The organism is Mycobacterium sp. (genome assembly GCF_035274705.1).
Lineage (GTDB): Bacteria > Actinomycetota > Actinomycetes > Mycobacteriales > Mycobacteriaceae > Mycobacterium.
This window is the reverse complement of sequence record NZ_DATENY010000127.1, coordinates 20,119-33,640: the sequence shown is the minus strand read 5'-3', so window position 1 is coordinate 33,640 and position 13,522 is coordinate 20,119. Positions and strand designations below refer to the sequence as shown.

Genomic DNA, 13,522 nt, shown 5'->3' with positions numbered 1-13,522 from the left:
CTACCCTTCGATGAAGATCAAGCGCGCTCACGGGAAGGACAGCGAGGGGTATGACGGCGACCGTGCTCGACTCCATCATCGAGGGAGTCCGCGCCGACGTTGCCGCTCGCGAGGCCGTCGTTCCGCTGCCGGAAATCAAGCAGATGGCCAAGGACGCGCCAGCGCCGCTGGACGTGATGGCCGCGCTGCGTGAACCGGGCATCGGGGTGATCGCCGAAGTGAAGCGGGCGAGCCCGTCGCGCGGCGAACTGGCGTCGATCTCCGACCCGGCCAAGCTCGCACATGCATACGAGGACGGCGGCGCGCGCGTCATCAGCGTGCTCACCGAACAGCGCCGGTTCAACGGCTCGCTCGACGATCTCGATGCCGTGCGCGCCGCGGTGTCAATTCCGGTGCTGCGCAAGGACTTCATCGTGAGGCCGTATCAGATTCATGAGGCGCGCGCGCACGGCGCAGACATGCTGCTGCTGATCGTCGCCGCACTCGAGCAGTCGGCTCTGGTATCGATGCTCGACCGCACGGAGTCGCTGGGCATGACCGCGCTCGTCGAGGTGCACACCGAAGAGGAGGCCGACCGCGCGCTGCAGGCCGGCGCTACCGTCATCGGTGTCAACGCGCGCGATCTCAAGACGCTGCACGTCGATCGAGATTGCTTCGCGCGCATCGCACCTGGGCTACCGAGCAACGTCATCCGGATCGCGGAGTCCGGTGTGCGCGGAACGGCAGATCTCCTCGCCTACGCAGGCGCTGGTGCCGACGCGGTACTCGTCGGTGAGGGACTGGTCACCAGTGGTGATCCCCGCAGCGCCGTTGCCGATCTGGTCACCGCAGGCACACATCCGTCCTGTCCGAAACCTTCACGCTGACTGGCGATGAGCCGCTTGCGCGAAGAGATTCACTGATGGCCGATCTCGCCGGTCCTGAGCTGCCGCGTTCCAGCGCTGCCGTCGCCGAGCCCACGGTGCACGACCCCGACGCCCGTGGCCATTTCGGTGTCTACGGAGGGCGATTCGTTCCCGAGGCGCTGATGGCCGTCATCGAAGAGGTCACCGCGGCATATGAGAAGGCACGCGGGGACCAAGCGTTTCTCGATGAGTTGGACCGGCTTCAACGGCACTACAGCGGGCGGCCGTCGCCGTTGTATGAAGCTTCCCGGCTCAGTGAGCATGCCGGCGGTGCGCGGATCTTCCTGAAGCGAGAAGACCTCAACCACACTGGATCTCACAAGATCAACAACGTGCTGGGCCAGGCGCTGCTCGCGCGGCAGATGGGCAAGGCCCGGGTGATCGCCGAGACCGGCGCCGGACAGCATGGGGTAGCGACGGCGACAGCATGCGCGCTTCTCGGTCTGGAGTGCGTGGTCTACATGGGCGCCATCGACACCGCGCGACAGGCGTTGAACGTGGCACGGATGCGTCTGCTTGGCGCCGAGGTGGTGTCGGTCGAGGCAGGCTCGAAGACTCTGAAGGACGCGATCAACGAGGCGTTCCGCGACTGGGTGACGAACGCCGACAATACGTATTACTGCTTCGGCACGGCGGCAGGCCCGCATCCGTTCCCGACGATGGTGCGCGATTTCCAGCGGGTGATCGGGCTGGAAGCGAAGGTGCAGATCGTCGATCAGGCCGGTCGTCTCCCCGATGCGGTGACCGCATGTGTAGGCGGTGGGTCGAACGCGATCGGTATCTTCCACACGTTCATCGACGATCCGGGCGTGCGGCTGGTGGGCTTCGAGGCGGCCGGCGACGGTGTCGAGACAGGTCGGCACGCAGCGACTTTCACCGGAGGTTCACCCGGAGCGTTCCAAGGCTCATTCTCGTATCTGCTGCAGGACGACGACGGGCAGACCATCGAATCCCATTCGATCTCAGCGGGTTTGGATTACCCCGGGGTCGGTCCTGAGCATGCGTTCCTGAAGGACACCGGCCGAGCCGAGTACCGGCCGATCACCGACGTCGAAGCGATGGACGCGTTCTCGTTGCTGTGCCGCACCGAGGGCATCATCCCGGCGATCGAGTCGGCGCACGCGGTGGCGGGGGCGTTGAAGCTTGGTCAGGAGCTGGGTCGTGGCGCGATCGTCTTGGTGAATATGTCCGGCCGTGGCGACAAGGACGTGGAGACGGCAGCGAAGTGGTTCGGGCTGTTGGACGGCAAGTCATGAGCCGCCTTGCGGGTTTGTTCGATACCTGCCGCGCCGAAGGGCGTTCGGCGCTGATCGGCTATCTGCCGACCGGATTTCCCGATGTGCCGACGTCGATCACGGCGATGACGGCGATGGTCAAATCCGGCTGCGACATCATCGAAGTCGGCATCGCGTATTCGGATCCCGGGATGGATGGGCCCGTTATCGCTGCGGCGACAGAAGCTGCGTTGCATGGCGGGGTGAAGGTTCGCGATGCGCTGACGGCGGTCGAGGCGATCAGCAATGCCGGCGGACGGGCCGTCGTGATGACCTACTGGAACCCGGTGCTGCGCAAGGGCATCGACACGTTCGCGCGTGATCTCGCATCAGCCGGTGGGCTCGGGATGATCACACCAGACTTGATTCCGGACGAGGCCGACGAGTGGCTGCAGGTTTCCGACGCCCACAACCTGGACCGCATTTTCTTGGTGGCGCCGTCCTCGACACCCGAGCGCCTAGCGGCCACCGTTGAGGCTTCACGCGGATTCGTCTACGCCGCATCGACCATGGGGGTCACTGGCGCGCGTGACGCGGTGTCGGTGGCCGCGCCAGAATTGGTGAGCCGGGTAAAGGCGCTATCGGACATTCCAGTCGGTGTCGGGTTGGGTGTGCGGTCGCGCGAACAAGCGGCGCAGATCGGCGCTTACGCGGACGGGGTGATTGTGGGTTCGGCGTTGGTCTCGGCGTTGAAGGATGGAATCGGAGCGGTGCGGGCGCTGACCGAGGAGCTCGCCGACGGTGTGCGGCAGAGGATTACCGCGTGACAACGACAGTTCTTGCCTACATTCCGAGCCCGTCTCAGGGTGTTTGGCATATCGGAGTGGTGCCGATCCGTGCGTACGCGCTTTTCATCATCGTCGGCATCGTCGTCGCGCTGGTGCTCGGCGACCGGCGCTGGGCGGCCAGGGGCGGCGAGCCGGGCGTCATCTACGACATCGCGTTGTGGGCGGTGCCGTTCGGGCTGATCGGCGGCCGGCTGTACCACGTGATCACCGACTGGCGAACATATTTCGGTGAGGATGGCGCGGGTCTTGCCGGAGCGTTCCGGATCTGGGACGGCGGCCTCGGCATCTGGGGTGCGGTCGCACTGGGCGGCGTCGGTGCGTGGATTGGCTGTCGCAGCAAGGGGATTCCGCTGCCCGCGTTCGGCGACGCGATCGCACCGGGAATCATTTTGGCCCAGGCGATCGGCCGGATAGGCAACTACTTCAACCAGGAGCTGTTCGGGCGCCCGACGACGCTGCCGTGGGGCCTGCAGATATATGAGCGGCGCGATGCCAGCGGTGTGCTCGACAATCTGAACGGCGTGTCGACGGGGCAGGTGGTAGACGTCTACCACCCGACGTTCCTGTATGAATTACTCTGGAATCTCCTGGTTTTCGCGGCGCTGATCTATCTCGACCGGCGATTCAAGATTGGCCATGGTCGGCTGTTCGCGATCTACGTGGCGGGCTACTGCCTTGGCCGTTTCTGGATCGAGTTGATGCGCAGCGATGTGGCCACACACATCGCGGGTATTCGGATCAACTCGTTCACGTCGACGTTCGTGTTCATCGGCGCGGTGGTGTACGTCATGGTGGCGCCCAAGGGTCGGGAGGACCCGGCGTCGCTGCGTGGTACGCCGAAGGAAGCTGAAGAACGGGAAGACACGGCTGTCGAGGAGTTCGTCAAGGAGCTGACGACGGTCGGCGCGACGAGCGGAGTAGTCGCGGCTGCCAAGGCGGCTGGCGAAGCGGAGGACGAAGACGCCAAGGCCGTTGCGGGCGACGAGACCGAGACGAAGTCCGAGGCGGCAGGAAAAGCCGAAGAGCTTGCGTATGACGTCGCCGAGCCGCCGTCGGAGGACATCGAAGAGGCCGAGGAGTTCGCGGCAGAAGGCGATGAAGAAGCTGAGCCCGAATCCGAGGCTGCTGAAGCTGAGGCCGCCGCGCCGGAAACGCCGTCGGACGAGGGTGGCGTGGGCGCCATCGAGCCGGAGGAGGCTGCTGAAGCTGAGGCCGCCGCGCCCGAGGCTCACGAGGCTGCTGTCGAGGCTGCCGAAGACGCCCAGGAAGCGGCCGCCGAGGCAGCCGAAGAGCAAGACAAACCTGATGAGCCGGCTGAGGATGTCAGTCCGGCATTGACCTCCCGGGAAGCGGAGATCGCGAAGCTGGTCGAGGAAGGGCTGTCGAATCAGGAGATTGCCGAGCGACTGACTGTGTCGCTGCGCACCGTCGAGGGGCACCTCTATCGCATGACCATGAAGATGGCCGAAGCAGATGGCGCCGATCAGCCTGCGGGATCTGACGAAGCTGAGCCCGTTGCCGGTGTCGGCGCGGTCGAGGGCGAGGACGCGGAAGACGCCCAGGAAGCCGCACCAGAGGCGCACGAGGCGGCGGTAGAAGCCACTGAAGAGGCCGAGGCCGTGGCGGAGGAGGTCGCTTCCGAGGCTGAAGAGTCCGAGCCCGATGAGTCGGAGACCCAGGACGCCGAAGCCGCGGTTGATGAGGCTGTCGAAGCCGAGCCAGCCGACGAGCCCGACGAACCGGACACGGAAGACGCCGAAGCCGCGGTAGGAGAGGCCGTCGAAGCCGAGCCATCCGAGGAAGAAGCCGCCGAGGCAGAAGAAGCGGTGGTCGAGGAAGCCGATGCGGCCGCCGATGAGGAGCCCAGCACGGGCGTGCTCGAAACCCAGGACCAAGCCACGGTCACGATTGAAACGGTCTCGACCGAGCCGGCCCCGGAGTCCCGCCGACGCCTCGGCCGCTGGCTGCGCCGCAATCGCTGACGGAGTTATCCACAGGCCGAAAAATTGGAGCTAGGTGGTCGGCCGGCTGCACTAGACTCGTACGTATGTTCGAGTTGCTGGAACCACCCATGACGGCGCAGCCCGCCGCGCTCCTCGATGAGGTGCGGGTGGCCGCTCGCGCCGAGACGAAAGCGGTGGCACAGCGCCTCGGTGCGATCTGGCGGCTCTACCGAGTCCGTCTGCGCCAGCATGGCGCCGCCGAAACCTGGGCTATCGACACTCTCGACGAGGTGGCCGCCGAGGTGGCTGCTGCGCAGGCGATAAGCCTGGGTTTGGCAAACAGCTATGTGCGCTTCGCGCGGGCCATGCACGAACGGCTGCCGCTGTTGGGAATGGTGTTGTCCGCCGGCGACGTTGATTATCGACTGTTCCAGACCGTCGTGTACCGGACCGATCTGATCACCGACCCCGACACGCTGGCCGTCGTGGATGGCCAGCTCGCGTCGCGCGCAGGCCGGTGGACGTCGCTCAGTCAAGGAAAGTTGGCCCGCGAGGTCGATCGCATCGTCGCGAAGGCCGACCAGGACGCAGTGCGTCGACGCAAGGAGCGCGTCGAGGAACGCGACGTTTCGGTGACGGATTCCGGCGACGGAATTGCCTCGATCTACGGCACCGTATTCGCCACCGATGGGCATTTGCTCGCGCAACGGTTGGATGCGCTGGCTGCCACGGTGTGCGCGGACGATCCGCGGACGGTGAACCAACGACGTTCGGATGCGATGGGCGCGCTCGCGGCGCGGGCCGACAGTCTGGGCTGTCAGTGCGGCAACAGCGATTGCCCTGCTGGGAAGAAGCGGGCTTCGAACGTCGTAGTGCACGTGATCGCCGATCAAGCCACGGTCGAGGGCCGGTCCGATGCTCCCGGCTACCTCGTCGGCGGCGACGATCTGATTCCGGCTGATCTGGTTGCGGCGCTGGCGGCGTCGGCGAAGGTGCGGCCGCTGTTCAACCCGGCCGACGCTCCGCCAGAGCCCGGCTACGTGCCCTCAGCCAAGCTGGCCGAGTTCATCCGCTGCCGAGACTTGACGTGCCGGGCACCTGGTTGCGACGTGCCGGCCAGCGAGTGCGACATCGATCATGTGATTCCGTACGCCGAGGGCGGCCTCACTCATGCATCGAATATGTCGTGCAAATGCAGGAAACACCATCTGGCCAAGACGTTTTGGGGTTGGCGCGATCGACAGTTGCCCGACGGCACGCTGATTTGGACACTTCCCGATGGCCAGACCTACGTGACCACACCAGGTAGTGCGCTGCTGTTCCCGAATTTGTGCGTCCCCACCGGGGAGCTCGAGGTTCCAACACCGACGACCCAAGACAGGTGCGGCGACCGGGCGGCGATGATGCCCACCCGGAGGCGCACCCGCGCGCAGAACCGGGCGCGACGCATCGAAGCCGAACGTCGGCAGAACCGCGAAGCGCGGGAGGCCCGCCAAAAAGCGCGAGATGCCTTCTACACCGACCCCATGCCTCCCCGTGAGGCGGACGGCGAGCCGCCGCCGTTCTAGTCCGAACACCCGCGGACGCCAACAAATTGGCGGGTTTTCCTTACTTACGACCGGACGTGCAACTCTGGCATGCTGAGTGCCATGACCGAGCCGCAGTTCAGTGGCAGCGAGGGTGGAACACCGCCTCCGCAGCAGCCTGGCTATCCGCCGCCCTACCCGCCTCCGCCCGGGCAGTACGGGCCGCAAAACCAGTACCCGCCACCGGTGGGCCAATATCCGCCGGCATACACCGATCCTGCTGCGCCCTATGGCCGTCATCCACTGACCGGTGAGCCGCTGTCCGACAAGTCCAAGGTCGTTGCCGGGCTGCTCCAGTTGCTCGGGCTATTCGGCCTCGTCGGCATCGGCCGCATCTACCTCGGTTACACCGGGCTGGGCATCGCGCAGCTGGTCGTCGGGATCGTCACGTGTGGTCTGGGCGCCATCATCTGGGGCATCGTCGACGCTGTCCTGCTGCTCACCGACAAGGTCCGCGACCCAGAGGGGCGTCCCCTCCGCGATGGCACATAGCGCCACCACAAGCCGGGGACGGCTGTACGGTGCGCTCGGGACGGGCGCTGTGCTGGCGGGCGGGCTCGCCTACGTCGGGCTCGGCGATCCGCACAGCCGGGACTTCGTCTTCCCGGTCTGCCCCTTCAAGGCGCTGACCGGGTTGAACTGCCCCGCCTGCGGCGGGCTGCGGATGACCCACGACGTTCTGCACGGCGACCTCGCGGCCGCCGTCGTCGACAACATCTTCCTGCTCGTCGGCCTGCCTCTGCTGGCCGCATGGCTTCTCGTGCGGTGGCGTCGCGGGCAATCGTTGATGCCTAGGCCTGCGTGGGTCGTGATTGTCGTCGCTGCCTTCACCTGGACGGTGGTACGGAATCTCCCGGGGTTCCCGCTGGTCCCGACCCTGTTCGGAGGGTAGTTCCGCAGCCGCGCTGATACACTCGACAACCGGGCCGGTGCAGTCCCGGACAAAGATTTTCAGGACTGCGGAGGTGCGTTCCAATGCTGTTTTCGGCATTGCCCGATCGCCAGGGTCTGTACGACCCCGAAAACGAGTCGGACTCCTGTGGCGTCGCCATGATCACCGACATCCAGGGCCGCCGCTCGCACGCCATCGTCATCGACGGTCTGACCGCTCTGGAGCACCTCGAACACCGCGGTGCCGCAGGCGCCGAACCCAACAGCGGTGACGGCGCGGGCATCCTCATCCAGCTGCCCGTCGAACTCCTCACCGAGGTTGTCGACTTCGAACTCCCGGCACCCACACCCGACGGCGCACACACCTTCGCCGCCGGCATCTGCTTCCTGCCACGGGATCCCGCCGCTCGAGCCGCCGCGCGCCAGGACGTCGAAGCCATCGCCAGAGAAGAGGGTCTGGACGTCCTCGGCTGGCGCGAGCTGCCCGTCGACCCCGACGGCGCCGAGGTCGGTGAGACCGCGCTCGGCTGTATGCCCTACATGTCCCAGCTGTTCGTCTCCACACCCGACCGCGACATCAGCGGCATCGACCTAGACCGGCACGTGTACCCCCTGCGAAAGCGCGCCGAGCGCAACAGTGTTTACTTCCCGTCGCTGTCCAGCCGCACCATGGTCTACAAGGGCATGCTCACGACAATGCAGCTGCCCCAATACTTTCCGGATCTGCGCGACGAGCGCACCAAGAGCGCGATCGCGATCGTGCACAGCCGGTTTTCCACCAACACCTTCCCGTCCTGGCCGCTGGCCCACCCATTCCGCTTCGTCGCCCACAACGGCGAGATCAACACCGTGCGCGGCAACCGCAACCGCATGCACGCCCGCGAAGCCATGCTCGCCAGCGCGAAGATCCCCGGCGACCTGTCCCGCCTTTCGCCGATCTGCACCCCGGAGGCCTCCGACTCCGCGTCATTCGACGAGGTCCTCGAGCTTCTGCACCTCGGTGGCCGCAGTCTTCCCCACGCGGTGCTGATGATGATCCCCGAAGCCTGGGAGAACGCCACCACCATGGACCCGGCCGAGCGGGCCTTCTGGCAGTTCCACGCCTCGCTGATGGAGCCTTGGGACGGTCCCGCCTGCGTGACGTTCACCGATGGCACCCTTGTGGGAGCGGTGTTGGACCGCAACGGATTACGGCCAGGCCGCTGGTGGCGCACCATCGACGACCGCGTCATCCTCGCCAGCGAAAGCGGCGTACTCGACGTGCCGTCGGCTGAGATCGTCGCCAAGGGCCGACTGCAGCCCGGCAAGATGTTTCTGATCGACACGGCCCAAGGCCGCATCATCTCCGACGATGAGATCAAGGAACAGCTGTCCATACAAGAGCCGTACGGTGAATGGCTGCATTCCGGGCTGCTCGACCTCAAGACGCTCCCTGAGCGCGTCCGCGTCCAACCCAACCACGAATCCGTTGTGCGCAGACAGATCTCCTTCGGCTACACCGAGGAGGACCTACGTATCCTCCTCACCCCGATGGCCGCATCCGGGGCTGAGCCGCTGGGCTCCATGGGCACCGACACCCCAACCGCTGTGCTGTCCCAGCGGTCCCGGCTGCTCTACGACTACTTCGTCGAACTGTTCGCCCAGGTGACCAACCCGCCGTTGGACGCCATCCGCGAAGAAGTCGTCACGAGTATGTCCCGCGTGATGGGCCCCGAGGAGAATCTGCTCGAACCCACCGCGGCGTCCTGCCGCCAAATCGTGCTCAGGTGGCCGGTTCTCGACAACGACGAACTCAACAAGATCGTCCACATCAACGACGACCACGAGCACCCCGGCCTGAAGACCGCTGTGCTCAAAGCTCTGTACGACGTCGAACGTGGGGGAGAAGGCCTCGCTGACGCCCTCGAAGACCTCAGGCACCGCGCCTGCGACGCGATTGCCAAAGGTGCGCGCACACTGGTTATTTCGGATCGCGACTCCGACCACACCAGGGCGCCCATCCCGTCGCTGCTGGCCGTCTCCGCCGTGCACCACCACTTGGTCCACACCAAGGAACGCACCACGGTGGCCCTGGTCGTCGAAAGCGGCGACGCCCGCGAGGTGCACCACATCGCGATGCTCATCGGCTTTGGCGCTGCCGCCGTCAACCCGTATCTGGCGTTCGAGTCGATCGAGGACCTGATCCGCGAAGGTGAGCTCACCGGTATCGAAGCCGCTGCCGCCGTGCGCAATTACCTCAAGGCGCTCGGCAAGGGCGTGATGAAGGTGATGAGCAAGATGGGCATCTCCACGGTCGCCTCCTACACTGCCGCGCAGGTCTTCGAAGCCATCGGCATCAACGCGGACGTCATCGACGAATACTTCACCGGCACACCCAGCCAACTCGGCGGCGTCGGGCTCGACGTCATCGCGGAGGAAGTCAAACAACGACATCGCCGCGCCTATCCCGAGAACCCCACCGAGCGCGTGCACCGGCGCCTCGAGGTCGGCGGCGAATATGCCTTCCGTCGGGAGGGTGAGCTGCACCTGTTCACTCCCGAGGTGGTGTTCCTGCTCCAGCATTCGACCCGCACCGGCCGCTACGACATCTTCCAGAACTATTCCGACGAGGTGAACCGCCTCTCCATGGAAGGCGGCACGCTCAGAGGCCTCTTCGAGTTCAAGAAACTCAGGCCGCCTGTCCCGCTGGACGAGGTCGAGTCCGTCGAATCCATCGTCACCCGGTTCAACACCGGCGCCATGAGTTACGGGTCGATCTCCGCCGAAGCCCACGAAACCATGGCCATCGCGATGAACAACCTCGGCGGCCGCTCGAACTCCGGCGAGGGCGGTGAAGACGTCGACCGCCTCTATGACCCCAATCGGCGCAGCGCCGTCAAGCAGGTCGCGTCCGGCCGCTTCGGCGTCACCAGCGACTACCTGGTCAACGCCTCCGACATCCAGATCAAGATGGCCCAAGGCGCGAAACCCGGTGAGGGCGGCCAACTTCCGGGTTACAAGGTGTACCCGAACATCGCTAAGACCCGTCATTCCACACCGGGCGTCGGCCTCATCAGCCCGCCGCCGCACCACGACATCTATTCGATCGAGGACCTGGCACAGCTCATCCACGACCTCAAGAACGCCAACGCCGACGCGCGCATCCACGTCAAGCTGGTCAGCTCCGTCGGAGTCGGCACCGTCGCCGCGGGTGTGTCCAAGGCGCACGCCGACGTCGTGCTGATCTCCGGCTACGACGGCGGCACCGGCGCCGCGCCGCTGACCAGCCTCAAGCACGCCGGTGCGCCATGGGAAATCGGCCTGGCCGACACCCAGCAGACGCTCGTGCTCAACGGTCTGCGCGACCGCATCACCGTGCAATGTGACGGCGGCATGCGCACCGCGCGCGACGTGATCGTCGCCGCCCTGCTCGGCGCCGAGGAGTACGGCTTTGCCACCGCGCCGCTCGTCGTGTCCGGCTGCATCATGATGCGCGTCTGCCACCTCGACACCTGCCCCGTTGGCGTGGCCACCCAGAACCCCGAACTGCGGGCCCGGTTCAACGGCAAACCCGAATTCGTGGAGAACTACTTCCGGTTCATCGCCGAAGACATCCGAAAGTACCTGGCCGAGCTCGGCTTCCGCAGCATCGACGAGGCCGTCGGCCACGCCGAGCTCCTCGACACTGCCGAGGGCATCGCCCACTGGAAGGCCAAGGGCCTCGACCTCACTCCCGTGTTTGCGACGCCCGCGGGGACGCAGCGGCGCCGCGTCAAGGCCCAGGATCATGGCCTCGACCAAGCGCTCGATCGTACGCTGATCCAGCTCGCAGAGGGAGCGCTGGAAGACGCCCACCCCGTCAGGCTCGAGCTGCCCGTGCGCAACGTCAACCGCACCGTCGGCACCCTGCTCGGCTCCGAGGTGACCCGCCGCTACGGTGCCCAGGGCCTGCCCGACGACACCATCCACATCACGCTGACCGGTTCCGCGGGCCAGTCGATCGGCGCCTTCCTGCCTCCCGGCATCACGCTCGAGCTGATCGGCGACGCGAACGACTATGTCGGCAAGGGTCTTTCGGGCGGGCGCGTCATCGTCAAGCCCCAGGATGACGTGTTGTTCCTGGCCGAGGACAACGTCATCGCCGGCAACACGCTGCTCTACGGCGCCACCTCGGGCGAGGTCTACCTCAGAGGCCGTGTCGGAGAACGCTTCTGTGCCCGCAACTCCGGTGCGCTGGCCGTCGTCGAAGGCGTCGGCGACCACGCGTGCGAATACATGACCGGTGGCCGCGTCGTGGTGCTCGGCAAGACCGGCCGCAACATGGCGGCGGGCATGTCCGGCGGCATCGCGTTCGTGCTGGGCCTCGACCCGAAGAAGGTCAACACCGAAATGGTCGAATTGCAGCGCCTCGAACCCGAGGACCTGGTGTGGCTGCGCGAAGTCATCGCCAAGCACGCCGCCTATACCGGCAGCACCCTGGCCGCCTCGGTGCTGTCCGACTGGCCCAGGCGCAGTGCGCAATTCACCAAGATCATGCCCCGCGACTACCAGCGAGTCCTAGAGGCCACCCTGACCGCCAAGCGGGAAGGGCGTGACGTCGACACCGCGATCATGGAGGCCAGCCGTGGCTGATCCAACCGGTTTTCTCAAGATCCCGAAGGTCGAGGCGGCCAAGCGCCCGGTCGATGAGCGGGTCGGCGACTGGAAAGAGGTGTACGAACTCCAGGATCCGCACGAGCGTGCGGGCGAGGTGTCCCAGCAGGCCGGCCGTTGCATGGACTGCGGGATCCCGTTCTGCCACTCCGGGACCGCCGGCTGCCCGCTCGGCAACCTGATCCCCGAGTGGAACGACCTCGTCCGGCGGGGCCGGTGGGATGCCGCCAGCGATCGCCTGCACGCCACCAACAACTTCCCGGAGTTCACCGGGCGGCTGTGCCCGGCGCCGTGCGAGGCCGCGTGTGTGCTGTCCATCGACGAGGAGAACACCGGCGGCAGCGTCACGATCAAGCGCATCGAGCAGACGATCGCCGACCATGCATGGATGTACGGCATCGTCGAACCGCAGCCCGCGGCCATCTCGACGGGCAAGCGCGTCGCCATCGTCGGCTCTGGGCCCGCGGGGTTGGCTGCCGCACAACAACTCACACGAGCAGGCCACGACGTCACTGTCTACGAACGCGACGACCGCATCGGTGGGCTGATGCGCTACGGCATCCCCGAGTACAAGCTGGAGAAAGCGACGCTGAACCAGCGACTGGCGCAAATGCGCGCGGAGGGAACACGTTTCGTCACCGAAACAGAAGTCGGCGTCGATGTCACCGTCGAACAGCTGCGAGCCCAGTACGACGCGATCGTTCTCGCGGTGGGCGCGCTGAGGGCCCGCGACAACGAGGTCGAAGGTCGCCACCTCAAGGGTGTGCACCTGGCGATGGAGCATCTGGTGCCGGCCAACAAGGAATGCGAGGGCGACGGCCTGAGCCCAATATCGGCCGAGGGCAAACACGTGGTGATCATCGGCGGCGGCGATACCGGCGCCGACTGCCTGGGCACCGCGCACCGCCAGGGCGCCACGTCGGTGACCCAATTGGATTACAACCCGGAACCGCCGGAGTACCGGGACGAATCCCGCTCGCCGTGGCCGATGTGGCCGATCGTGCTGCGCACCCGGCTGTCACCCGCCCACGCCGAGGGCGGCCACCGCCGGTACGAAGTGGCGGTACAGCGTTTTCTTGCCGACGAAAACGGCCATGTGCGGGCCGTGGAGATCGCCGAGGTGCGTGTCGAGCGTGACTCCGACGGCCGCAGGCGCATCACGCCGGTCGGGGAGTCGCTGGAAGTTCCCTGTGAATTGGCGCTGCTGGCCATCGGATTCGACGGTGTCGAGCACATGGCGCTGCTCGACGGACTCGGCCTCAAACTCAACGCGCGCGGCGCGTTGCCATGCGGATCGGATTGGCAGACAGAGGCACCCGGAGTGTTTGTGTGCGGCGACGCGCACCGCGGTGCATCGCTGATCGTTTGGGCCATCGCCGAAGGCCGCAGCGCCGCGCACGCCGTCGATGCTTACTTGATGGGCGAGTCTGATTTACCAGAGCCGGTGAGGCCGGGCGCCCTACCTCTGGCCGTCGTCTGAATCGATCAACGACTATGCTCAGC

General features: G+C 66.1%; 9 protein-coding genes. All 9 read left to right on the top strand.

Annotated elements, in window-relative coordinates:
• The first annotated feature begins 50 nt into the window (after positions 1-50).
• The 9 genes from trpC (at position 51) to VJV41_RS26360 (ending at position 13,499) form a co-directional block, all read left to right on the top strand.
• Entirely contained in the window at positions 51-866 is an 816-nt protein-coding gene (trpC, locus tag VJV41_RS26400; RefSeq protein WP_325338787.1) for an indole-3-glycerol phosphate synthase TrpC, read from the top strand.
• 35 nt (positions 867-901) lie between these two features.
• Positions 902-2,161 (top strand): tryptophan synthase subunit beta, encoded by a 1,260-nt coding sequence (gene trpB, locus VJV41_RS26395; protein ID WP_325338785.1) that lies wholly within the window; start codon positions 902-904, stop codon positions 2,159-2,161.
• Positions 2,158-2,946 carry a tryptophan synthase subunit alpha gene (gene trpA / locus VJV41_RS26390; RefSeq protein ID WP_325338783.1) on the top strand — a complete coding sequence of 263 codons (789 nt, stop codon included), beginning with the start codon at positions 2,158-2,160 and terminating at the stop codon, positions 2,944-2,946. Before trpB ends, trpA begins: the two co-directional genes overlap by 4 nt.
• Positions 2,943-4,949: a prolipoprotein diacylglyceryl transferase gene (lgt, locus tag VJV41_RS26385; protein ID WP_325338782.1), complete on the top strand. Its 2,007-nt coding sequence runs from the start codon at positions 2,943-2,945 to the stop codon at positions 4,947-4,949. The genes trpA and lgt overlap by 4 nt, the downstream gene beginning before the upstream one ends.
• 65 nt (positions 4,950-5,014) lie before the next feature.
• Positions 5,015-6,478: an HNH endonuclease signature motif containing protein gene (locus tag VJV41_RS26380; RefSeq protein ID WP_325338780.1), complete on the top strand. Its 1,464-nt coding sequence runs from the start codon at positions 5,015-5,017 to the stop codon at positions 6,476-6,478.
• 81 nt (positions 6,479-6,559) lie between these two features.
• Positions 6,560-6,988, top strand: a complete 429-nt coding sequence (locus tag VJV41_RS26375; RefSeq protein ID WP_325338778.1) for an NINE protein — start codon at positions 6,560-6,562, stop codon at positions 6,986-6,988.
• Positions 6,978-7,388, top strand: coding sequence for a DUF2752 domain-containing protein (locus VJV41_RS26370; protein ID WP_325338776.1), 411 nt, complete (start codon positions 6,978-6,980; stop codon positions 7,386-7,388). Before VJV41_RS26375 ends, VJV41_RS26370 begins: the two co-directional genes overlap by 11 nt.
• An 83-nt stretch (positions 7,389-7,471) precedes the next feature.
• Complete coding sequence (gene gltB / locus VJV41_RS26365) at positions 7,472-11,998, top strand: glutamate synthase large subunit (RefSeq protein WP_325338774.1); 4,527 nt, start codon at positions 7,472-7,474, stop codon at positions 11,996-11,998.
• A complete protein-coding gene (locus VJV41_RS26360; protein WP_325338772.1) occupies positions 11,991-13,499 on the top strand; it encodes a glutamate synthase subunit beta in 1,509 nt (502 codons plus the stop codon). The genes gltB and VJV41_RS26360 overlap by 8 nt, the downstream gene beginning before the upstream one ends.
• Positions 13,500-13,522: the final 23 nt, after the last annotated feature.